21 protein-coding genes are annotated in these 22,414 nt (G+C 67.5%); 5 read left to right on the top strand and 16 right to left on the bottom strand.

The window, feature by feature from the left end:
- Window positions 1–20: 20 nt before the first annotated feature.
- The 3 genes from AC13GI_RS04570 to AC13GI_RS04560 all read left to right on the top strand — a co-directional run bounded on the left by AC13GI_RS04570 (window position 21) and on the right by AC13GI_RS04560 (window position 3,789).
- The gene (locus AC13GI_RS04570; protein ID WP_099821497.1) at window positions 21–2,309 is read left to right on the top strand and encodes an Orn/Lys/Arg family decarboxylase; all 2,289 of its coding nucleotides are present in this window, start codon (window positions 21–23) and stop codon (window positions 2,307–2,309) included.
- Window positions 2,310–2,337: 28 nt separating this feature from the next.
- Window positions 2,338–3,240, top strand: a complete 903-nt coding sequence (locus AC13GI_RS04565; RefSeq protein ID WP_482995643.1) for a cation diffusion facilitator family transporter — start codon at window positions 2,338–2,340, stop codon at window positions 3,238–3,240.
- A gap of 114 nt (window positions 3,241–3,354) precedes the next feature.
- Window positions 3,355–3,789 carry a RidA family protein gene (locus AC13GI_RS04560; RefSeq protein ID WP_049464364.1) on the top strand — a complete coding sequence of 145 codons (435 nt, stop codon included), beginning with the start codon at window positions 3,355–3,357 and terminating at the stop codon, window positions 3,787–3,789.
- On the opposite strand, the gene AC13GI_RS04555 is transcribed toward AC13GI_RS04560, so the two are convergent.
- The 10 genes from AC13GI_RS04555 to AC13GI_RS04510 form a co-directional block, all read right to left on the bottom strand.
- The gene (locus AC13GI_RS04555; RefSeq protein WP_099821499.1) at window positions 3,786–4,499 is read right to left on the bottom strand and encodes an energy transducer TonB; all 714 of its coding nucleotides are present in this window, start codon (window positions 4,497–4,499) and stop codon (window positions 3,786–3,788) included. The genes AC13GI_RS04560 and AC13GI_RS04555 overlap by 4 nt on opposite strands.
- The gene (locus AC13GI_RS04550; RefSeq protein ID WP_099821500.1) at window positions 4,492–5,292 is read right to left on the bottom strand and encodes a ChaN family lipoprotein; all 801 of its coding nucleotides are present in this window, start codon (window positions 5,290–5,292) and stop codon (window positions 4,492–4,494) included. The genes AC13GI_RS04555 and AC13GI_RS04550 overlap by 8 nt, the downstream gene beginning before the upstream one ends.
- Window positions 5,279–7,843 carry a TonB-dependent receptor gene (locus AC13GI_RS04545; protein ID WP_482995642.1) on the bottom strand — a complete coding sequence of 855 codons (2,565 nt, stop codon included), beginning with the start codon at window positions 7,841–7,843 and terminating at the stop codon, window positions 5,279–5,281. The genes AC13GI_RS04550 and AC13GI_RS04545 overlap by 14 nt, the downstream gene beginning before the upstream one ends.
- The gene (locus AC13GI_RS04540) at window positions 7,833–8,756 is read right to left on the bottom strand and encodes a FecR family protein (RefSeq protein WP_482995641.1); all 924 of its coding nucleotides are present in this window, start codon (window positions 8,754–8,756) and stop codon (window positions 7,833–7,835) included. Before AC13GI_RS04540 ends, AC13GI_RS04545 begins: the two co-directional genes overlap by 11 nt.
- Complete coding sequence (locus tag AC13GI_RS04535) at window positions 8,753–9,262, bottom strand: RNA polymerase sigma factor (RefSeq protein ID WP_482995640.1); 510 nt, start codon at window positions 9,260–9,262, stop codon at window positions 8,753–8,755. Before AC13GI_RS04535 ends, AC13GI_RS04540 begins: the two co-directional genes overlap by 4 nt.
- A 149-nt stretch (window positions 9,263–9,411) precedes the next feature.
- Entirely contained in the window at window positions 9,412–9,951 is a 540-nt protein-coding gene (locus AC13GI_RS04530) for a hypothetical protein (RefSeq protein ID WP_482995639.1), read from the bottom strand.
- On the bottom strand, window positions 9,948–10,475 hold the full coding sequence (locus AC13GI_RS04525) for a hypothetical protein (protein WP_482995638.1): 528 nt from the start codon (window positions 10,473–10,475) through the stop codon (window positions 9,948–9,950). Before AC13GI_RS04525 ends, AC13GI_RS04530 begins: the two co-directional genes overlap by 4 nt.
- Window positions 10,476–10,543: 68 nt before the next feature.
- The gene (locus tag AC13GI_RS04520; RefSeq protein WP_032975245.1) at window positions 10,544–10,768 is read right to left on the bottom strand and encodes a hypothetical protein; all 225 of its coding nucleotides are present in this window, start codon (window positions 10,766–10,768) and stop codon (window positions 10,544–10,546) included.
- Window positions 10,753–11,466 carry a glutamine amidotransferase gene (locus AC13GI_RS04515; protein WP_380655943.1) on the bottom strand — a complete coding sequence of 238 codons (714 nt, stop codon included), beginning with the start codon at window positions 11,464–11,466 and terminating at the stop codon, window positions 10,753–10,755. Before AC13GI_RS04515 ends, AC13GI_RS04520 begins: the two co-directional genes overlap by 16 nt.
- Window positions 11,463–12,236 (bottom strand): YggS family pyridoxal phosphate-dependent enzyme, encoded by a 774-nt coding sequence (locus tag AC13GI_RS04510; protein ID WP_482995637.1) that lies wholly within the window; start codon window positions 12,234–12,236, stop codon window positions 11,463–11,465. The genes AC13GI_RS04515 and AC13GI_RS04510 overlap by 4 nt, the downstream gene beginning before the upstream one ends.
- Before the next feature lie 75 nt (window positions 12,237–12,311).
- On the opposite strand from AC13GI_RS04510, the gene ptsJ reads away from it, so the two are divergent.
- Window positions 12,312–13,598 (top strand): MocR-like B6 salvage transcription factor PtsJ, encoded by a 1,287-nt coding sequence (gene ptsJ, locus AC13GI_RS04505; RefSeq protein ID WP_482995636.1) that lies wholly within the window; start codon window positions 12,312–12,314, stop codon window positions 13,596–13,598.
- 102 nt (window positions 13,599–13,700) lie between these two features.
- Here ptsJ and AC13GI_RS04500 read toward each other — a convergent pair whose 3' ends face one another.
- The 4 genes from AC13GI_RS04500 to imuA all read right to left on the bottom strand — a co-directional run bounded on the left by AC13GI_RS04500 (window position 13,701) and on the right by imuA (window position 19,439).
- The gene (locus AC13GI_RS04500; protein ID WP_099821509.1) at window positions 13,701–14,207 is read right to left on the bottom strand and encodes a hypothetical protein; all 507 of its coding nucleotides are present in this window, start codon (window positions 14,205–14,207) and stop codon (window positions 13,701–13,703) included.
- Window positions 14,208–14,289: 82 nt separating this feature from the next.
- Complete coding sequence (locus AC13GI_RS04495; RefSeq protein ID WP_482995635.1) at window positions 14,290–17,400, bottom strand: error-prone DNA polymerase; 3,111 nt, start codon at window positions 17,398–17,400, stop codon at window positions 14,290–14,292.
- Window positions 17,401–17,405: 5 nt separating this feature from the next.
- Window positions 17,406–18,815 (bottom strand): Y-family DNA polymerase, encoded by a 1,410-nt coding sequence (locus AC13GI_RS04490; RefSeq protein ID WP_482995634.1) that lies wholly within the window; start codon window positions 18,813–18,815, stop codon window positions 17,406–17,408.
- A gap of 9 nt (window positions 18,816–18,824) precedes the next feature.
- On the bottom strand, window positions 18,825–19,439 hold the full coding sequence (gene imuA, locus AC13GI_RS04485; protein ID WP_099821512.1) for a translesion DNA synthesis-associated protein ImuA: 615 nt from the start codon (window positions 19,437–19,439) through the stop codon (window positions 18,825–18,827).
- A 603-nt stretch (window positions 19,440–20,042) separates the two neighbouring features.
- On the opposite strand from imuA, the gene AC13GI_RS04480 reads away from it, so the two are divergent.
- Window positions 20,043–20,921: a sterol desaturase family protein gene (locus AC13GI_RS04480; protein WP_482995633.1), complete on the top strand. Its 879-nt coding sequence runs from the start codon at window positions 20,043–20,045 to the stop codon at window positions 20,919–20,921.
- Between the two features lie 8 nt (window positions 20,922–20,929).
- Here AC13GI_RS04480 and AC13GI_RS04475 read toward each other — a convergent pair whose 3' ends face one another.
- Window positions 20,930–21,634 carry a helix-turn-helix domain-containing protein gene (locus tag AC13GI_RS04475; RefSeq protein ID WP_099821514.1) on the bottom strand — a complete coding sequence of 235 codons (705 nt, stop codon included), beginning with the start codon at window positions 21,632–21,634 and terminating at the stop codon, window positions 20,930–20,932.
- An 86-nt stretch (window positions 21,635–21,720) separates the two neighbouring features.
- Window positions 21,721–22,155 carry a VOC family protein gene (locus tag AC13GI_RS04470; protein ID WP_099821515.1) on the bottom strand — a complete coding sequence of 145 codons (435 nt, stop codon included), beginning with the start codon at window positions 22,153–22,155 and terminating at the stop codon, window positions 21,721–21,723.
- Window positions 22,156–22,414: the final 259 nt, after the last annotated feature.

Genomic DNA, 22,414 nt, shown 5'->3' with positions numbered 1-22,414 from the left:
GTTAGACAAGGAGAATCAACGTGTATTTCAAGTCCCTGGATTATCCGGTCATCGTCATTGATGGTGACTACGATTCGCCGCGCATCGGCGGCATCCTCATCCGTGCGCTGGTGGAAGAGCTGCGCAGCAATGACCAGCGCGTGCTGTGCGGCCTGAACCTGGATGATGCCCGTGCCGGCGCCCGTACCTACGTGGCCGCTTCGGCGGTGCTGATCTCGATCGACGGCAGCGAGGAGGTCGATGGCGAATTCCAGCGCCTGACCGCCTTCCTGCGCGAGCAGAGTGCGCGCCGCGCCAATCTTCCAGTGTTCCTGTATGGCGAGCGGCGCACTATCGAAAAGGTGCCGAGCAAGCTGCTCAAGTACATCCACGGCTTCATCTTCCTGTTTGAAGACACCAAGAGCTTCATCTCGCGGCAGGTGATGCGTGCGGCAGAAGACTACATGCAGAACCTGCTGCCGCCGTTCTTCAAGGCGCTGATCCATCACGCCGCCGAGTCGAACTATTCCTGGCATACGCCTGGCCATGCCGGCGGCGTGGCCTTCACCAAGTCGCCGGTCGGGCGTGCCTTCCACCAGTTCTATGGTGAGAACACGCTGCGCAGCGATCTGTCGATTTCGGTGCCGGAGCTGGGCTCGCTGCTGGACCACACCGGCCCGATCAAGGACGCCGAGAACGAGGCTGCGCGCAACTTCGGTGCCGACCACACCTTCTTCGTCACCAACGGTACGTCGACGGCCAACAAGATCGTGTGGCACGGCACCGTGGCTCGCGGCGACGTAGTGTTCGTCGACCGCAACTGCCACAAGTCGCTGCTGCATTCGCTGATCATGACCGGCGCGGTGCCGGTGTACTTCACGCCCAGCCGCAATGCACACGGCATCATCGGCCCGATCAGCCTGGATCAGTTCACCCCGGAGGCGCTGCAGCAGCGCATCGCCGCCAATCCGCTGGCCAGCCAGGCCTACCATGCCGGCTCCAAGCCGCGCATCGCGGTGGTGACCAACTCGACCTACGATGGCCTGTGCTACAACGCTGAGAAGATCGCCGATGAGATCGGCAGCGCGGTCGACTTCCTGCATTTCGATGAAGCCTGGTATGCCTATGCCGCGTTCCATCCGTTCTACGAGAACCACTACGGCATGGCCAAGGGCAAGCCGCGTGAGCAGGATGCGATCATCTTCACCACGCACTCCACCCACAAGCTGCTGGCGGCGTTCTCGCAGGCCTCGATGATCCATGTGCGCAATTCGGCCAGCCGCGACCTGGATGCCGAGCGCTTCAACGAAGCGTTCATGATGCACACCTCGACCAGCCCGCACTACGGGGTGATCGCCGCGTGCGATGTGGCCTCGAAGATGATGGAGGGTGATGCCGGTCGTTCGCTGGTGCAGGAAATGCATGACGAGTCGATTGCCTTCCGCCGGGCCATGCTGCACGTGCGCGATGATCTGGGTCGCGATGACTGGTGGTTCAGCGTATGGCAGCCGACACAGGTCGAGCGCAGCCTGGACAAGGGCGATACGCCGGCGCCGCTGGTCGCCAAGCGCGAGGAGTGGTACCTGCAGCCCGATGCGCATTGGCACGGCTTCGAGAACCTGGTCGACGACTATGTGCTGATCGATCCGATCAAGGTGACCCTGCTGACGCCGGGCCTTTCGATGGACGGCAGCATGGGCAAGCTGGGCATCCCGGGTGCGGTGCTGAGCAAGTTCCTGTGGGGCCGCGGCATTACCGTGGAGAAGACCAACCTGTACTCGGTGCTGTTCCTGTTCTCGATGGGCATCACCAAGGGCAAGTGGAGCACGCTGGTCACCGAACTGATGGCGTTCAAGGAGCTGTACGACCGCAACGCGCCGCTGAGCCAGGCGTTGCCGTCGCTGGCCGCCGACTACCCCCATGCCTATGCCGGCTGGGGCCTGCGTGACCTGTGTGACGCACTGCATGCGTTCAACCAGGAGTTCGCGGTGGCCAAGGTGATGCGTGAGATGTACGTGGACCTGCCGACCCCGGTGATGACCCCGGCCGACGCCTACAACCACCTGGTGAAGGGTGAGATCGAGCGGGTCGACATCGAGCAGATCAGCGGCCGTATCGCTGCGACGATGCTGGTGCCGTACCCGCCGGGCATTCCGACGATCATGCCGGGCGAGCGCTTCGGCGACCGCGACGAGCCGATCATCCAGTCGCTGCGCATCGCCCGTGAGCAGAACGCGCGCTTCCCTGGCTTCGAGTCGGACGTGCATGGCCTTATCATCGAGCGCGATGGCGACGTGCCGTCCTACAAGGTGGAGGTGCTGAAGGCCTGAGCCGGTACGGTCGGCCCTTCGGCGAACGATGGATACCGCGCGCGAGCAACGCATCCTGAAGTTCTCGATCGGGGTCACCGTGGCGGTCAGCGTGGTCGGCCTCATCGGTGGCCTGCTGGTGGGATCGCAGGCCATCCTGTTCGACGGCATCTACAGCCTGGTTGACGTAGCCCTGACCCTGGTGTCGTTGTCGGTGCTGCGGCTGGTGGCGCGGGAACACAGCCCGCGCTTCCAGTACGGCTATTGGCACCTGGAGCCGATGGTCGAGGCGCTGGGCGGAGTGATCCTGTCGCTGGCCTGCGTGTACGCGCTGGCCAACGCGGTGATTGGATTGACCACCGGCGGGCACGAAGTGAAGTTCGGGCCCGCGCTGTGGTGGGCGGCGCTGCTGAGTGCCAGCAACCTGGGCATGGCCGTATTCGTGGCCCAGCGTGCCCGCAGGTTGCAGTCAGCATTGCTGTGGCTGGATGTGCGGGGCTGGCTGCTGGGTGGACTGATGAGCCTGGCGGTGGTGCTGGCCTTCGTGTTGGCGCTGGCGTTGCACGGTGGGCAGTGGCACCACTGGGTGCCGTATCTGGATTCGATGGTGCTGGCGTTGATCAGCCTGGCGGTGTTGCCGGTGCCGGCGCGTAGTGCGTGGAAGGCCATGCGGGAAGTACTGCAGGTGGCACCCGATGACCTGGACGAGCGCGTGCAGCAGGTGATGCAGGCGTTCGTGGCCGAGCATGGCTATGCCGGCTTCACCAGCCATGTGGCGAAGATGGGGCGGATGCGGTTCATCGAGATCCACATCCTGACCTCGCCATCGACCCCGCTGGGCACGGTGGGTGAGGTGGATGCGATGCGCGATGAGATCGCGGTGCGGATGGACGCGCGAAGCAGCACGTTCTGGCTGACGATCGATTTCACCGCGGACCCGGCGTGGACGTGATGTTGTTGCAGCCGATCGTTGCGTGCGGTGCACCGCTCTGTTGCATGCAATGGGTTTGACCTCAACAGCAGTTGAGGTCGCAGACTGCCTCGCATTCCCCACGAGGCATGCGGTATGAACCTGCTGACCACTCCGGACTTCAGCCATGGCCTGCTGGACCTGTTCGATCCCCCCGGCCTGCACGATCCCAGTGCCAACGGATATTCGCATGTGGCGGTGGTACGGCTGCCGGCGCGTGTGATCCACATCGCTGGGCAGGGCGGCGAAGACGACCAGGGAAACCTGTCGCCCAGCTTCGAGGAGCAGGTGTCGCAGGCACTGGACAATCTGCAGACCGCGCTGCGCTCGGCCCATGCGGACCTGACCGATGTTGCGCGACTGCGGATCCTGGTGGTCGACCACGATGAGGATCGCCTGGGCATCATCGCCCGCCAGGTGCGGCGGCGCTGGGCCAATCGCCCGGCACCGACCTGCACGCTGATTCCGGTGCCGCGGCTGGCGTTGGACGGAATGCTGTTCGAGATCGAGGCCGAGGCCTACAGCGCCTAGCGCAGGTAGTACTCCACCGGCACCACCAGTTCCTGCGGAGCCGGCAGTTCGTCTGGAATCCGCGGTAGCGGTTGCGCGCGGCGGAATGTCTGCAGCGCGCTTTCATCCAGCATCGGCTGTCCGCTGGACTGCTCCAGGCGCAATGCCAGCAGGTGGCCGTCGCGGCTGATGCTGGCCCTGACCCATGCGGTGCCCTGCTGGCGCCGCGACCTCGCTACGGCGGGGTAGTAGCGGTAACGCTCCAGCCGCGCCATCAGGCGGGCTTCCCACTGGTCGCTGGCGGCGCCGGCCTGGAAGTCTGCCGGTGGTGCGTCCGGGGCGGGCGGTGCGGCCGTGATCGATGCCGGTGCGGAACGGGCATCGGTCGCGGCCGCAGGCGGGGCCACGGGCAAAGGCTGGTGGCCGTCGCCATTCTTCTCGCTGGCGGCGAGGTTGCCTTCGGGTGCCGCCGTGGCCCGCGGTGGCGGGGGTGTTTTCCGCGCTTCGGCTGCCCGCGATTGCTGCGCCTGGCTGGGGCGTTCGGACTGCAGTTCTTCCACCGGCTGCGGTGGCGTGGCCGGTGCCAGCAGGCGCAGGCTGATGCGCACGTCCTGTTCTGGCGGCGGCGGCATCGGCGGAGTGGACACCCAATGGACGAACAGCAGCAACGGCAGCAGGTGCAGTCCGATGCTGATCATCACCGCGTGCCAGTGCTGCCGACGCTCACTCATCGCCGACCACCCACATCAGGTCGGCGTCGTCGCCCGCCACATCTTCGTCGGCCGATGCCAGCGCGATCACCAGCGCTGGCACAGAGGCTGGCAGATAGCCGGGTACGCCGGTGCCACGCAGCACATGCCAGCGGCCGGCGACCAGCAGGGCAGGGGCCGGCGACTGCATCAACGACTGAGCCATCCGCGTGTCGCGCGCGTGCTGGACGGCAAGCATGCCATCGAGCATGGGCGCGGCGTCGGCGTGCTGGGCCAGCACCACTGCTGACAACCGCTGCCGCGCGCCGTCGGCCGGGAACACCACCTTGGGCGATGATGCCAGCAGCGTATTGACGTCAGCGCGCGACAGGTTGCTGCCCTGCAGACGGATGCCGCTCTCGATGGCGATCTGTACCAGTCCGCCATAGCGTGTCCATGGCCAGCGGGAATCCCAGTCCAGCAGTTCGGCCAGGCGCTGCGATTCTGCCCGGTGGCCCTTGTCCAGCCAGCGCTGCACACGCTGCAGTCGTGGCTGGCGTTCGCTGGCGATCATCTCCAGCACCAGTGCACCCTGCGGACGCCGCTGCTGCAATGCCTGCAGCAGCCAACGTTCGGCGGCATGGTCGGCATCGATATCGTGACGCTCGCCGAGCAGCACGCGCTCGGCAGCGGCAACCCGCTGCACGAACGCGGCCTGATCCAGTGCCTTGCCACTGGCCAGATCGATCACCTTGCCGGGCATCGGCTGCGCGCCGGCTGCCGCCGCCAGCGCGATCAGGCCCAGCGCCAGCCAGCGCCGGCTAGAACGCCACATTGACGCCCACCGAGACGGTACGGCCACGGCCGTTGCCGCGGTCCAGGATCGGGCTGAAGATGCTGTCGATCGAGGCATTGTTGTCATAGGCCTTGTTCTGCAGGTTTTCGATGTTCAGCCACAGCGTGGTGTTGGCCTGCGGCTTGAAGCTGGCGTAGAAATCCAGCAGCACGCCGGTGCCGCCGGTCTTGCGGGTCTGGAAGAAGTCGTAGCCTTCGTCGGTGGGGCCGGAGTACTCGGCGCGCACCCCTGCCTGCACGCGCTGCTGCCACCAGCGGCCACCGACATCCAGCGTCCAGTAGCGATCGGGCAGGGCGGTGATGTCTTCCAGGTTGACGAATTCGATCGCTGGCGCGCTGGTGCGCGAGCGGGTCCAGCTGAGGGTGGCGTGGTAGTGCTCGCTGGCGTAGTGCGCTTCCAGTTCCAGGCCGCGCATGCGCACCACGCCGGGATGGTTCATCCAGCGCGTGGTGGTGCTGAAGTCGTCCACGTCCAGGCTGTCGGTCCACGCGTTGAGCTGCGGGTCGCTGTCGATCGGCACCACGAACGGTTCGACTTCCGGCGGGTGCACGATCAGCAGGTACTGCGGCTTGATGTAGTCGCGGATGCGGTTGTCGAAGCGGGTCAGGCGCAGCTGCGCCAGGTCGCCGTCGACCAGCAGCGAGCTGGCGCTGAGGTTGGCGCCGAACTGCAGGTTGCGCGAACGTTCGCGGCGCAGGAAGGGGTTGGCGCCGACGCCGTCGGCATCGCTCATCCCTTCCAGCGGGATCTTCTCGAAGAACATTTCCTGCACGCGCGGCGGCCGCGAGGTGCGCGAGACTTCGGCAAACAGCTCCAGCCAGTCGGTGGCCTGCACCGACAGCGAGAGGCTGGGGCTGAGCGCATGCTGGGTGCGATCGACGTCGATGCCACCGCCGCCGATCTCCAGGCATTGCCCAGGCACATCCGAACAGGTGGGGACGTGGCCGCGGATGTTGTAGCGGTCCTGGCGCAGGCCCGCCGACAGCGCGTAGATGTCGTACTGCAGCTCCAGCGTGGTGAATGCGCTGTCGAGTTGGCTGCGCCCTTGTGGGTTGGCACCACGCAGGGTCGGGGTATCAGCAACGAAGATGTCCGACTGGTGCTTGATGCCGGTGTTCCAGCGAGCCTGTACGGCGCCGATGTCGAAACGGCTGGTGTTGTCCACGGTCCAGCTGCTCAGGCTGCTGTGGGTACGCCGGCCGATGTAGCTGGAATCTTCCACCGGCGGATAGAACAGCCGGGTCTTGTTGGCGGCGAAGCTGGCGCGCAGGTCGATCCACGGCGAGTAGGGCGTGTAGTGGTAGCTGGCGCGCTGGTTGCGGGCGGAAATCTGCCAGGGATAGTTGTGGTAGAAGTCGTTTTCATAACGCATGTGGCTCAGGTCGAGCCGATGCTGGTCGCTGGGCTGCAGGCGCGCCTTCAGCAGCCAGCTGCTGGGCTGCTGGCTGCCGGGGTCGGCGCTGTTTTTCTGGCCACGGGACGTGGCGTATTCACTGCTGCGGCTGCTGCTGGCGGCGGCCAACAGGCCGAACTGGCGATCGCCACCATCTTCGCTGTGGCGCCAGGCGCCAGCGAAGGTACGTCCGCTGCCATAGCCGTTGTTGCCATGCCGGTAGCCTGCACGCAGGCCCCAGTCGCGGCCGTCGGTGATCAGGTCTTCGATGTCCAGGGTGCGGAAGTTGGCACTGCCGGCCAGCGTGCCGGCACCCTCGCCACCGCTGACCGCGCCGCGCTGAACGTCGACGCCTGCCAGCAGGAACGGATCCACGTAGGCGAACGGACCGCCCGAGCCATGGCCGGCGTTGTTGCGGAAGGTCTGGGTGACGCCGTCGATCATGGTGTTGACCCGGCCTGCGCCGGCCATGCCGCGGATGTTGACCTGCAGGCCAGGCTGGCTGCGCGAGTGGAAGCTGTGCGTGCCGGGCATCGAGCGCAGCAGGCTGTTGCCGTCCTGGCGTTCGGCCATGGCGACCCGTTCGCTGCCGATCTTCGGCGCGAAGCCATCCTGCGTGGCCGGAATGTACTGGCTGGCACCCGAGCCCGGTGCAATGGCATGGACCGTGCGCCCCTGCACGCGCAGCGGGCCGGTCTGGCGGCTGCCGTCGCCGGTGTTGGCTGGCGCCGGTTCGAGGGTGGCACGGCGGGCATCGATGAAGCGCGCGCGCAGGCCGCTGCCGGCCAGCAGCCGTGCCAATGCCTGGCTGTCGTCGAAGTCACCCTGCAGCGCGGGTGCGCTCTGCTTGGCCGGCAGGGCACGGCCGATCACCAGATCCACGCCGCTGAGGCGGCTGTAGGCGTCCAGCGCGGTGACCAGCGGCTGGGCGGGAATATCGTAGCGGCGGGTTGCGCTGGTCTGCGCCTGCGCGTTGGCCGCAAGCACGGGGGCGATACCGGCGCAGGCAACAGACAGCGCAAGAACAAGGGGGCGGTGGGACAGCGTCGAGGGCTCCAGGGAGTGACGCAGTGCGTCGTCACCCTGGGAAGACGCAGCAGCGGCCCGGATGTCAGGGTCGATGCGTTCAGCGTGCATCGGACGATGCCTTCGCCGGCAGCCACACCTGCAGGTTGGGGCCGATACGGATAACGCGCACGTGCAGTTCGGCGGCCAGCTGGTCGCGGCTGCGCGCGGCCGTATCCGCGTCGGCCAGCACCGTGACCGGTTGCTGTCGCAGTGCGTCGCCGGCGATCCAGGTATGGCCGCCGTGCCAGCGATCCAGATCCTGGACGACGGCAGCTAGTGGCGCGGAGACCCAGGCCAGCCGGCGTTCGCGCCATGCCAGCTGCGCCGGGGCTGCTGCAAGCGCGGCCGAGGGCGCCGTGCCATCGAAGCGCAGCTGCTGGCCGGCGGCCGCTTCGCTGCTGCCCGAGCCACTGTCCACGCGCACCCGGTGCTCGGTGACGGTCACTACGCTTGCATCGCCACTGATTGCGATGTCGAAGGCAGTGCCCAGCGCCGTGACCGTGCCGTGCGGCGTATGCACCTGGAACGGACGGTCGCGATCCGCTGCGACCTGGAACCATGCCTGCCCATGCTGCAGCTTCAGCGCACGCCGGTGGGCATCGATGCGCACGCCCAGTTCGCTGTCCGGCGACAGCTGCAGGCGCGAACCGTCGTGCAGGCGCACGTCCTCGATCTCGCCTGATGCCGTGCGCAGGGTCTGTTCCGGCGGGAGGGCGTTGTGCCGGGTGTAGAGGCCGAGCGCGCACAGCAGCAGCACGGCGATGCCGGCTTCGCGCAGGCGCCGGCGCTGGCGACGCTGCTGTTGCCGTTGCAGGCTTGGCAACGCGGCGCCGGCCTGCCACAGCTGCAACAGGTGCTGGTACTGCGCCGCGTGGCGCGGATCGGCCTCGTACCACTGGCTGAAGGCAGCTTCGTCGCGCTGTTCGTCGTGCGCATGCAGCCACCAGCGCGCTGCTTCGCGGGCGATCGGATCCTGGCTCATGCAGCGGGCACCTGCTGCAGGGCCACCAGCGCGCGCAGCAGATGGCCATGCGCGGTCTGCCGGCTGATGCCGAGCTGGCGGCCGATGTCGGCAAGACTGAGCTGTTCGATGCGTGCCAGCAGGAACACTTCGCGCGAGCGCGGCGGCAGGGCGGCGATGATCGCGTCGAGGTGGCGCAGTTGTTCGGCATCGAGCAGGCATTGCTCGGGCAACGGGGCGGGATCGGCGATGGCCTGCAGCTGCGCGTCGTCCAGGGCCTCTTCGCGACGCCGCTGGATCAGGCGATAGTGGTCGGCGATCAGGTTGTGGGCGACGCGATACAGGTAGGCGCGGCCATTGCTGAGCAGGCCGCTGGCGGTGACTTTGACGACACGCAGCCAGGTTTCCTGGACGACATCATCGGCGTCACTGCGTTGTGGGAGTTTGCGACGGACGTGGGCGTGCAGCGGCCGATAGTGGGCGGCGCACAGCTGCGCGACATCCGTCGATTCGACAGGCGTGGGCACGGGGCGGGCGAAGGCTGGGGAAGGGAACAGCCCGCGGCGGCAAGGGCAGCGGCATTACCTTACACTAAAGGAGAATCATTTGCATCTACGGGGGTGTGCCCGTCTTGCGGTAGTGCCGAGCGGACATGCGCTGGCGGGTGCGGAGAGCGCTACGGCGAGCGCGCGGCGTGGGCCATCTGCAGCAGCAGGCGGTGGGCCGGGAACAGGTGCAGGCCGGAGTAGCGGGCGCGGTAGTAGGCATCCCAGTAGCTGGCGGCGCGTTGCCGGCAGAGGTCGACGAAGGCGCGGTTCTCGCCGATGAGCGCGGCATAGCGCTGCAGGCCGGTCTGTTGCGCCTGGATCGCCACGGCCGATGCGATCTCGTCCACGTACTCCCCCAGCAAGGTCAGCTGGAAGGCATGCACCCAGGGCATCGGTGAGGGCCCCAGCGTCTCGATCGCACGTTGCCGTACATGTCCGTCGCAGTGACGCGAGAGCAGGCAGAGGCAGAGGGCGCGCGTATCGCCCTGCAGTTGGGATGCGAGCCGGAACAGGTCCGTGGCGTCGGCGTAGATACGATAGGGGAACCTCAGCAGCTCTCCTTCGATGATGAGGCTGCGTTCACCACTGCCCGACAGGTTGTCGATCCGGCCCAGCCGTTGCTGAAGGTCGGTGCAGGTTGCCTGCAACACGCGGGGAACGTCGATCAACGCGACGGTTCCGCCAGCGTGGTGCCGCGATAGTCGCAGTGGATCTGCAGGCTCTCCGTGGCGTTGGGGTGCAGATCGAAGCCGGACTGCTGCAGTGCGTCCTTGGCCGCTGCAACGGCGTCGGCATGGCGGCTGACGCGGCGCTGCTGCCAGCGCAGTGGAGTGAACACGCCCAGCGGAAGCAGGCGCAGGCGCTGGCCGTGCAGGACCAGCGAGACATCCACATGACGCCCGTCCAGGTCGTGGCCATTGGCGCCGAAGATGGCGTCGATCTCATCATGGCGATGCCGATAGCAGCAGCGGAACACGGCGATGCCGAGCCGCCGGACCACGCGCCGGAAGCCGCCCAGCTGTCCCTGGCGGCATTCGAAGCCGCGGGTGACCAGCAGGCGCAGCGAGGACGGCAGCAGTGCCTGCGCATGGAGCAGGCGTTGCAGAACCTCGGCCTCGACGATGACCTGTGACGCGGGCCAGCGTGGGGCAATGCGCAGGCCGTCGATGGTGCCGCGTGACAGTTTCAACATGCGTGAAGCTTCGCACGGCAGTGGGTAGCCGGGTAGTGCCGACCGCTGGCCGGCACCCGGCGCGATGGTCAGAGATCGCGGTACTGGATCTGCGCGGCCAGCACGCGCAGGCCATCGGCGGTGCTGGAGAGGATGCGCTCCTCGCCGATGCCCTTCTGCCGTTGCAGGGTGAAGCCTTCGGCGGCGGGCAGGCGCGCGGCGATGGCATCGATGCGTTGCAGCGCGTTGGGACCGTCGCAGTCGACATGGCCCCAATGGATGCCGTTGTGCTGGATGGTCAGGCGGTAGTGCATGGGCGGGTCTCCGGCAGGTCGTGCAGCCACTGATGGAACATCGCGGTCGCCGCGGCTGCCAGCGGCCCGCCATAGCGACGGGCCTGCGCGCGCAGGTCGATGGGATCGATGCCGGCCGCGGCCAGTTCCAGCGCATGGCCGATCAGCCAGCGCTCGAACTGGCGCGCGTCCAGTTCGGGATGGCATTGCAGGGCGAGGGCGTGGTGGCCGATGGCGAAGGCCTGGTGGCGACAGGCGGGCGTGCTGGCGAGGCGGCGTGCGCCGACCGGCAGTTCGAAGGCTTCGCCATGCCAGTGCAGCACCGGGATGCCCTGCAATGCCTGCAATGGCGAGCGCTGGCCTTCGTCGGTGAGCAGCAGCGGTGCGAAACCAATTTCCTTGCCACCGGTGGGGGCGACGTCGGCGTGCAGTGCGCGCGCCATCAACTGGGCGCCGAGACAGATGCCGAGCGTCGGTCGCTGCTGCTGCAGGCGACGCTGCAGCAGCGCGATGCTGTCGGCGAGGAACGGATAGGCAGCTCCATCGTTGACGCTGATCGGGCCACCCAGCACCACCAGCAGATCGGCATCTTCGGCGGCATCGAGTGCATCCACGCCTGCCTGCAGAACCTGCACCTGCCACCCTTGCGCGAGCAGCAGCGGCTGCAGGGTGCCGAGATCTTCAAACGCTACGTGCTGGAGGGCAACGGCGCGCTTCATGCGGGTGCTCCCGGGGTGGGCCAGTAGAAGCTGTCGGGCGTGGAGCGTGCACCGAAGATCGCTTGGCCGACACGGACGACGGTGGCGCCTTCCTCGATGGCGACTTCAAAATCACCGGACATGCCCATCGACAGCTGCGACAGGTCGAGTCCAGCCGGCGCCGTCTGCTGCAGCTGGTCGCGCAGCTCGCGCAGGCGCACGAAGCAGGCGCGTACGCGTTCTACCTCGGGGGTGAAGATGGCCAGGGTCATCAGGCCACGCACGCGCAGGCGGTCGAAGGCGGGCAGCTGCTGCACGAAGTCGGCCACCGCGGCCGGCTCCAGGCCGTATTTGCTGGGCTCGGCCGAGGTGTTGACCTGTACGAACACATCCAGCGTGCGGTCCTCCAGCAGCAGCCGCTGCTGCAGCGCCTCGGCCACGCGCAGGCTGTCCAGCGCCTGGAACTCGCTGGCGAAGCGTGCGACGTAACGGGCCTTGTTGGTCTGCAGGTGGCCGATGACCGACCAGTGCACGCCCAGGTCGGCCATGGCCTCGGCCTTGCGCTGCGCCTCCTGCACCTTGTTTTCGCCCAGTTCGTGGCAACCGGCGGCTACGGCCATGCGGATGCGTGCTTCATCGACGGTCTTGCTGACCGGCAGCAGGCGCACGCTGGCCGGATCACGACCGGCGCGGGCACAGGCGCTGACGATGCGCTGGCGCACGATGGCCAGGTTGGCGGCGATCTGTTCGACGGACTGGGCGACAGGCCAGTCGGCGGGGGCGAGGGACATGGGGCACCTCCGGTGCGGGGTGGCCAGGGTGGGATACACTGGCACAGGACAAGAGATAGTTTGGCATAGGACAAAATGAAAATCACCGGGAGCAGTGCCGAAGCGATCTTCGACAGCATCCGCGAGGGCATCGGCAGCGGCCATCTGTCAGCGGGCAGCGTGCTGCCTCCGGTTCGGGATCTGGCCGATCAGCTGGGGGTCAACCGCAATACCGTGGCTGCCGCCTACAAGCGGCTGGACGCGGCGGGCCTGGCCAGTACGGCAGGGCGTCGCGGCACCGTGGTGCGCGGCCTGCCGGCGACGATGGCGCGCGAGGGCAGTGCGCCGGGGCTGGCCCTGCATGACCTGGCCGGCGGCAATCCGGATCCGCGCTGCCTGCCCAGCCTGCGCGTGGCCGCGGCGGCCTCGCGCCTGTATGGAGTGGAGACGGTCGATCCACGCATGCAACGCCTGGCACGGGCTTCGCTGGATGCCGATTGCCCGCCGGGCTATGCGCTGGAACTGACCCATGGCGCGGTCGATGGCATCGAGCGTCTGTTGTCGGCGTGGCTGCTGCCGGGGGACCGCATCGCAGTGGAGGATCCCTGTTTCCTGGGCAGCCTCAATGTCCTCGGTGCGGCCGGACACGCGCCGCTGCCGGTGGCGGTGGATGCGCACGGCATGCAGGTGGAATCATTGCGGCAGGCGTTGGATGCAGGTGCACGCGCGGTGCTGCTGACCCCGCGCGCACACAATCCCACCGGTGCCAGCCTGGATGCGAAGCGAGCGCGTGCACTGCGCCAGCTGCTGGCCGGCTATCCGCAGGTGGCGGTGCTGATCGACGATCATTACGCACTGCTCTCGCAACAGGCCTATCACTCGGTGTTGCCGATGGACGGACGGCGTTGGGCGTTGCTGCGTTCGTTGTCCAAGGCGTTGGGCCCGGACCTGCGCGTGGCCTGGCTGGCCTGCGATGAGCAGACCGCGGCGCGCCTGCGTCTGCGGCTGGCGGCGGGCACCGGCTGGGTCAGCCATCTGTTGCAGGATGCGGTCAGTGCGGTGTTGGAGTCGGCGCAGCAACGGGCGAAGGTCGCTGCGGCGGGTGAACGCTACCAGCAGCGGCTGCAGGGTCTGCAGGCGCTGTTGCAGGCGCGTGGGCTGCCCACACCCACGCCGATGGAAGGCTTGAACCTGTGGCTGCCCCTGCCGGCCGACAGCACACCGCAGGTGCTGGCGTTGGCGGCGCGTGGCTGGCATGTGCGTGGGGGGGAAGTCTTTGCCGTGTCTGCACCGGCGCATGGGCTGCGCATCACCTGTGCGGCGCTGGGGGCGGCGCAGCTGCGGCACCTGGCCGATGATCTGGCGGCGGTGTGCGGTTGGTAGAGTCGAGCCATGCTCGACTGCTTCTACCAACGGCAGCCGAGCATGGCTCGGCTCTACAAAGGTGAAGCAAAGTCGAGCATGGCTCGACTCTACAAAAGCAGATCAGGGCGCGGCGCTGGCGCCGGGGCGCACGTAGTAGGACTGGCCGCTGTCGTCGAGGAACACCAGTTCCGGCTTGCCCTGCCAGGAACTCAGCATGGCGCCGGTGTTGTTCTGGTGCTTGACCATCAGGCTGGCGCCGCGGTCCGGGTTGGCCACCACTTTGAAGACTTCGGTGGTGCCGGTCGCATCGTCAAGGGTCAGCAGGGCTTCGCCACCCCGGTCGCTGGTGCCGTAGCCGCCGCGCTCGGAGCCATCGGGGCCGAGCAGGATCAGGCCGGACAGGGCGGTGGCACGCGGCCCCTGCGGGCGGCCCTGGCTGAGGGGATCGGGGACTGGTGCGCCGAGGATCACCCGCGGCTGGCCGCTGGCATCGTGGATGATCAGGCCGCGCGCTTCGATCACGCGTTGCGGTGACTGGCTGCGATGCAGGTTCCAGGCGGTCCAGCCGGACACGAGCAACGCAAGTATGGCGACCACCAGGGTGGTCAGGGTCAGGGCACGCGCCATTGTGTATTCCTTCCTTGGACGTGGCCGACGATAGCGGAATCCGGTCGGTCGTGGCCAGTTCGTTGTGTGACGATGTGTATCGTCAATGGAAGTCGCGGCTGTGGCTGCGCAGTCCCTGCAGCAGTTCGTCCAGGCAGTGCATGCGCTGCACGATCACATGCTGCACGCCATCCACGCGTTCCAGTCGGCCGTCGATCTGCATCAGCTGCGTGTCTACCAGGATGTGGTGCTGGCGGTCGGCCAGATGTCGCCAGACCACGGCGTTGACCATGCCGGTTTCATCTTCCAGGGTAAGGAAGGTGACGCCACTGGCGGTCTGCGGGCGCTGGCGCATGCGTACCAGGCCGGCGATGCGCACGCGCCGGCCATGGCCGTGGTTGGCCAGCTGCGCGGCATCCAGGCAGCCACGGGTTCGCAGCTGCGCGCGCAGGAACGACATCGGATGGCGGCCCAAGGTGGTACCGGTGCTGCGGTAGTCGGCCTGCATGTCTTCCCAGGCACTGGGCAGGGGCAGGGCCACGCGTGCTTCGGCGGTGGCGCGGGCCTGGTCGAACAACGGCAGGCGGTTCTCCACGCCGGAGATATCCCAGCGTGCACGGTGGCGATGGCCGCTGAGGCCGCGCAGGGCGCCGGCATCGGCGAGCAGGCCCTGCTGGCGGCGATCCAGTGCGGTGCGCTGGCAGAGGTCGCCGACGTCGTCGAACGGGCGCCGCGCGCGTTCGCGCATGATGGCCTGCGCGGCCGGTTCGCTGCAGCCATCGACCAGGCGCAGGCCGAGGCGGATTGCCGCCGCGCCTTTGCTGAAGTCCAGCGTGCAGTCCCAGTCGCTGTGGCGCACGTCCACCGGCAGTACCGTGATGCCATGCCGGCGCGCATCCTGCAGCAGCTGGTCGGGGCTGTAGAAGCCCAGCGGCTGGCTGTTGATCAGGCTGGCGGTGAACGCGGCCGGATGATGGCATTTCAGCCAGCAGCTGGCATAGGTGAGCAGGGCGAAGCTGGCGGCGTGGCTTTCCGGAAAACCGTAATCGCCGAAGCCCTTGATCTGCTCGAACAGGTGTTCGCCGTATTCCAGGCTGAAGCCGTTTTCCAACATGCCGGTCAGCAGCTTTTCGCGGTGCGGTTCCAGGCCGCCACGACGCTTCCAGGCGGCCATCGAGCGGCGCAGTGCATCGGCTTCGCCCGCGGTGTAGCCAGCCGCATCCACTGCCAGCTGCATCACCTGTTCCTGGAACAACGGCACACCGAGCGTGCGGGCAAATACGCGCTCCAACCGCGCGGGATAGAGTGGATTGTCCGGATCGTTCAACGCATCCGGCCCTTGTTCGCGCAGGATCCGCCGACGTTCCAGGTAGGGATGGACCATGTCGCCCTGGATCGGGCCGGGGCGCACGATTGCTACCTCGATCACCAGGTCATAGAAATTGCGCGGCTGCATGCGTGGCAGCATCGCCATCTGCGCGCGCGATTCGATCTGGAACACGCCGATGGTGTCGGCGGCGCAGATCATGTCGTAGGTCCTGGCATCTTTGGAGGGAATGGCATCCATCCGCCCTGCATGCAGGCCATGCTGCTGCAGCATCGCCAGGCATTTGCGGATGGCGGTGAGCATGCCCAGCGCCAGGCAGTCGACCTTCATCAGGCCGGTGGCGTCCAGGTCGTCCTTGTCCCACTGGATGACGGTGCGGTCGGCCATCGCCGCGTTTTCCACCGGTACCAGGGTCGACAGCGGGTGTTCGGAAATCACGAAGCCGCCCGGATGCTGCGACAGGTGGCGCGGAAAATCGATCAGCTCGCCGGTCAATGCCAGCAGCCTTCGCATCAACGGTGTTTCCGGATCGAAGCCGCGCTCGCGCAGGGTCTCCGGCAGCGGGATGTTGCCGCCCCAATGATCCATCGCCGCGCCCAGTTCGTTGACCTGGTCCATCGGCAGGCCCAGCGCACGGGCGACATCGCGGATCGCGCTGCGGCCACGGTAGCTGATCGCCACCGCAGTCAACGCGGCACGCTCGCGGCCATAGCGGTTGAACACGTACTGCAGCACTTCCTCGCGGCGCTCGTGCTCGAAGTCGATGTCGATGTCCGGTGGTTCATCACGCTCTGCGGAAATGAAGCGCTCGAACAGCAGATTGCTGCGTGCCGGGTCGATCTCGGTCACGCCCAGTACGAAACACACCGCCGAATTGGCCGCCGAACCGCGCCCCTGGCACAGAATGTTCTTGCTGCGCGCGAAGCCTACGATGTCCTGCACGGTGAGGAAGTAGGACGCGTACTGTTTCTTCGCGATCAGGTCCAGCTCGTGTTCGATCTGCTCACGTTGCGCGGGCTTGATGCCCTTTGGCCAACGCCAGGGAATATTTTTCTCGACCAAGGCGCGCAACCAGCTGTCCGGGTCGTGGCCCTCGGGTACCAGTTCGCGCGGATAGGTGTATTTCAGCTGGTCCAGGGTGAAGTGGCAGCGTTCGGCGATGCGCAGGGTTTCAGCCAGCAGGTCTGGCGGATACAGCTGGGCCAGTGCGGTGCGTGGGCGCAGATGGCGCTCGCCGTTGGCAAACAGCCGCCAGCCGGCTTCGGCCACGCTGCAGCGGTGGCGGATCGCGGTCAGCGTGTCCTGCAGGGCGCGGCGTCGGCGCACGTGCATGTGCACGTCGCCACTGGCGACCAGCGGCAACTGGTGGCGTTCGCCGAAAGCCTGCAGCTGCTGCAGCCGGCGCGTGTCATCGTGTTCGTGATGCAGCTCCACCGCCAGCCACAGGCGCTGCGGAAAACAACGGCGCAGCAGTTCCAGTTCGGTGGCTGCCGGTTGCCGGTCCAGCCACAGGCACAGCAGGCCCTCGGGGAGTCCATGCAGATCCTCGCGCAGGCAGCGGTATTCGCCCTTGGCTGCCCGCCGGCGGCAGGTGGTGATCAGCTGGCACAGCCCGGCATAGGCCGCCTGGTCGGTGCACAGCAGGGCCAGCTTCGGCCCGTCTTCAACCTGGAATTCGGCGCCGACGATCAGCGCCACGCCATGCGTCTTCGCCGCCTGCCAGGCACGCACGATGCCGGCCAGTGAGCATTCGTCGGTGATCGCTAACGCGCGATAGCCCTGGCCGGCGGCGCGTGCGAACAGCTCCTCGGCGGTGGACGCGCCGCGCTGGAAGCTGAAGGCCGACAGGCAATGCAGCTCGGCGTACCCGGGCAGGTCGGTGTGCATGGGGCTCAACCGAACCAGCCGTGCAGCATCCACGGTGCATGCGGATCATTGCGCGTGCGGAAGGCCCAACCACGCTGGCCCTGCGCGGTTTCCACCACGTAATAGTCGCGGCGCGCATCGGCCTGGTCCCACCAGCCCGATTCGATCCGCTCCGGCCCGGCGACGATGCGCAGGCGCGGATCGCGCAGCGGCTGCGGCGTATCCAGCAGCCAGCCGGGGCGCAGCGGCCACCAGGCGGGTGGCTTGGCCGGCGGTTGGGTGCCGCTGGCACGTTCAGGGCGGTGGTCGGCCTGCACCGCCAGCGGCTGCACGGCGTCATCGCCCAGCCGTGCACGCAGGCGCTCGCGCAGCTGGGTCCATGGCATCGCCTGCGCTGGACGCGTGTCGAACAGATCGCGTGCGGCCGGCACGAACGGCGGCAGCTGCTCGGCCTGCAGGCGCAGCGCACGGCTGCCGGCGGGCAGGGCGAAGGCTTCCATGCGGTTGCGCGCGATCTCGAACAGCAGCGCCGCATCGCGTTCGGGGGCCAGCAGGCCGATGGTCAGCACGCTGGCCGGCAGCAGGTCGTGTTCGAAATGCAGGTCGAAACGCTGCACGCCGCCATCGCGCGAACACAGGAACGCGGCCAGGTCCAGCAGCAGGCGCCGCAGCGGGAACAGCAGGGCCTGGCTGGATTCGATCTCGTATTCGAATTCGATGCGCGCATCGAACCGGTCCGGCGGCTGGTAATAGCGCAACGGCGCGTTGCCCAAGCCGCGCACGGCATCCAGCTGCTGCAGCACCTCGGGGGCGAAGCGGCGGGCCAGGCTTTCGCGTGGCAGGTCGAAGGCCGCGCCCAACGTGCGCAGGCCGGAGCGTGCCAGCACGGTCACCGCATCAACGGGCAGGCCACTGCGCGTCAGCGGCAGCTGCGCCAGTGCGGCGGGCAACTGTTGCGCATCGATACCCAGGCCATCGTGCACATTGGCCAGCACGCGCGCGGCATGCGGGTTGGGGGCGGCGACCAGGCGATGGCGGAAGCCGAGGTCGTGCAGGCCGTTGCGCAGGCGTTGTTCGATCGTCAGCCAATCGCCGAACAGGGCACGGCTGGCACCGATTTCCAGCACCAGCGCATGCGGAAAATCGAGGCTGACCAGCGAGCTGGTGGCATACAGCCAGCTGGCCAGCAACTGCCGGGTGTGCTGTTCGGCGCTGGGATCGTAGTCATGCAGCTGCAGGTCCTGCACCAGCACCTGCGCGGCCGACAGCAGCATGCCCGGGCGCAGCCCCGCTGCCCGCGCGGCAGGGCTGACCGCACGCAGCACACGACGCTGCGCCGGCCCCTGCAGCAGCACCAGCGGCCGCTGCGGATCGGGCTGCAGGCGCAGCACGCTGTCCAGCGCCAGCTGCGGCAACAACAGGCAGGCCCAGTGCATGGTGCGGCCTCAGTGGGCGATGGCCAGCGGCAACGGCTGCGCCGGTGGCAGCCCGCCGCGGCACTTCAACACCCGCACCTGGCCGTGGTCGAGCTGCAGGCGCAGGCTGGCCGGGGAGGGGTTGCGGGCGGCGCGTGCCTCGCGGAACACGAAACCCAAGCACTGGCCGCTGTCGGCAGCAACCTGCAGGCGACGCAGGGCGCGATCGTCGGCCTGCTGCGGCCAACACAGCACGGCGGCGCAGGCAGCAGAGCGCAGGCACTGCTCGGTCGCCCACAGGGCCTGCTTTGGTGCGGCGTGGATGATCTGCAGCTGGGCCAGGTCGAGCCCGGCGGCGGCCCATGCGGGGGCATGCGGGTGGTAGGGCGGGGCGACCAGCACGATCGGCCGTTCGCGCTGGCTCAGCTTTGCCAGCGCCGGCCAGACCAGGGCCAGTTCGCCGACCCCGGGTGCGGCCTGCAGCACTTCACACAGCCCGCTGGCCGGCCAGCCACCGCCGGGCAGGCGCGCGTCCAGCGCCGGGTGGCCACTGGCCAGATGGTCGCTGGCCTGCCCCTGGCGTGCCGGCCCGCGCCAGACCTGGCGGCCATCCAGCAGGCGGTCGAGGGCGACGACGGCGCCCATCAGCCGGTCCTCCGAGGGAGGCGCCGGGCTGGCGGGAAGCGACAGAAGTGAGCGGAAACGGCAGGCATGGAGCGAGTATCGACAGGCCGGTATCAGGGGCTGAGACCGGACATGCTACTCGGCTTATGAGTAATATTACTAATGAAATCGGAGGGTGGGGTTTCAGCTTGCTGAAGGAGGTAAAGCATCCACGCATGGCGTGGATCTACCGGGAAGTGGCTGGCTTGGCCGCAGTAGATCCACGCCATGCGCGGATGGGGAAAAGGCGGTGCCGACCAAGGCCGGCACCCACCGTGGTTTGCCGGGCCTTCGAACAGTAGATCCACGCCATGCGTGGATGGGGAAAAGGCGGTGCCGACCAAGGCCGGCATCCACCGTGGTTTGCCGGGCCTTCAAACAGTAGATCCACGCCATGCGTGGATGGGGAAAGGCGGTGCCGACCAAGGCCGGCACCCACCGTGGTTTGCCGGGCCTTCGAACAGTAGATCCACGCCATGCGTGGATGGACGACGCGAGGTGTTGCGCCGTTTGTTCAAGCCGACAGTCTGTACGCCCCGCCAACATGCAGGCCCCTCACTTCCCGGGTTGCCCATGAAGCACTGGATGCTCCGCCTGTATGCCCCGTTGTTCCTGCTGGGTTTTGTTGCCGCCGCCATCGGCTGGGTCGGTCACCATCACGCTGACCCGCTGTGGCTGCTTGCCCTGCTGGCTGTCGCCATCGCGGTGTCGTTCGCTGCCGAGCGGATGTGGCCATACGACCCGGCGTTCAACCACGACCATGGCGACCGCCTGCGCGACGTCCTGCATGCGCTGGTCAATGAAAGCCTGAACCTGCTGTCGATCGCCACGGTGCCGCTGCTGGCGGCGATCGTGCCCTGGCACATCTGGCCGATGCAGTGGCCATTCGCGCTGCAGGTGCTGGTGGCGATCATCGCGGCTGACCTTGGCATCACCCTGGTCCACTACGCCAGCCATCGCATCGGCTGGTTGTGGCGGCTGCATGCGGTGCATCACAGCGTGACCCGCATGTACGGTTTCAATGGATTGATGAAACACCCGCTGCACCAGGCCGCCGAAGCAGTGGGCGGCGTATTGCCGCTGCTGTTGCTGGGAATGCCGATGCCGGTGGCCGCAGTGCTGGCGTTTGCCATTGCGATCCAGTTGCTGTTGCAGCATTCCAACGTGGACATGCGACCGGGTGTGCTGGGCAGGGTGATGGCATGGGCGCCGCTGCATCGCTTCCACCACATCCGCTATGGCACTGCGGGCGACGTCAATTTCGGCTTGTTCCTGACCGTGTGGGACCACCTGCTGGGGACGGCGTTCGATGCGCCCGGCTATCGGCTGGGGCAGCGTGATCTGGGCATCGGCAGCCAGCCGGACTATCCGCAGGCGTATTCCGCGCAACTGCTGGCGCCGTTCCGCGAGCTGCCGCATGGCGATGTGCCGGAGCTTCCGGAAGGTCTGCGCAGGCGCGGTTGATCGGGGCGTCAGGCCGCGTGCAGCTGCAGGCCCTGCAGTTGCGCGGCGCCGATGCCGAACATGCGGCGCAGGCTGCGCGAGAGGTGGGGCAGGTCGGCGAAACCGGCGGCATGCGCGCTGTCGGTCAGGCTGTGCCCGCGCAGATGATGCGCCAGTGCGCTGCGCAGCCGTTGCCACAGCACCCAGCCGCGCAGGGTCACGGCCAGTTCGGACTGGAAGCGCCGATGCAGCTGGCTGGTCGACAGATGCGCGGCCTCGGCGATATCGGCGGCGGGCACCGGACCGGGCAGGTGCTGGGTGATGCGGGCCAGCGCCGCCTGCACGCGACGGTCCAGGGGTTGCGGGCGGCTCAGCCGTGGCAGCCACTTGTGCAGTTGCGCGGCATTGCCTGGCAACGACTGGAGATGCTGCTGGATCTGTTCGAGGTCGGCATGCGCCGGTTCGAGGAACACCGTGCAGCCGTCAATGGGAGCCGACAGGATCGCGTGTGGCTGGAAGGAGGGCAGCCATAACCGCTGGCCCTGCTGCCGCACGCCATCGATCTCGACCTGCCAGGGCGCGCCTTCGCTCAGCAGCAGTTGATGGGCGTAGTGCGCATGCGCAGCGCTGTCACCGGCGTGGCCGTGCAGCACGGCAACGTGTGCATCCAGCAGCAGGGTGCCATTCCAGGGCAGAGCGGGGGAGGACATGGTGGGATTGTAGATCCACGCCATGCGTGGATAGCGGTCATGGTGCCGCACGGCTTCGGGTGCAAGGCATCCACGCATGGCGTGGATCTACTGAGGTGGGGCGCGCCACCTCAGCGCCCCTGCGGGTCCGGCCGATGGTGCACGTACTCGACCACGGTGCCATCGGGATGCACCGCATTGAACGCCGCACCGGTGGGCACCACCTGCAGCGGGAAGATGATTTCGGCGCCAGCGGCCACCAGTCTGTCGTGATACGGACGGACGTCGTCGACCAGCAACGTGCCCGTGGTCGACGTGAAGGGCGCCAGCGCCTCGTCGCAGCCTTCGATCAGCAGGAACGCACCGACCATCGCCAGCCGCAGGCCCGCCTCGGGAAACGGAAAGCCGGCATCGGCGACCACACCCTGCAGCTGCTCGTAGAAGGCCACGCTGCGTTCCAGCTCGCCGGGGGCGACGAATACCCGGATCAGCACGCGCGGGCTGCGCTGGCTGGAGGTGTCACAGCGGTCGCGCCAGAGATGGTCGAAGTCGCGATGTACGGTCATGGGCTCGATTCGTCGCCGGGGAGATCCATTATCGGCAGCCTCGCGCGGCCCGCTGATGACCGCCGGTGATGGGCTGATAACCATCGTGCAGGTGGCGCCTGTGACTTAGGTCCTGTTGACAGCGATGAACGCCCTCGCACACTCTTCACATGATGGGTCGCCCTGCGCGGCCCGGACAGGCAGGTTGTCACGCACGGGAGGAGGGTCCCGCGCGCAGACCGGTCCGTCCTCTGGCCTGCAAGGCGTTGCCCGGCAACGC

The organism is Stenotrophomonas sp. 82F1 (assembly GCF_056861525.1).
This window is presented reverse-complemented; position numbering and strand designations above follow the sequence as displayed.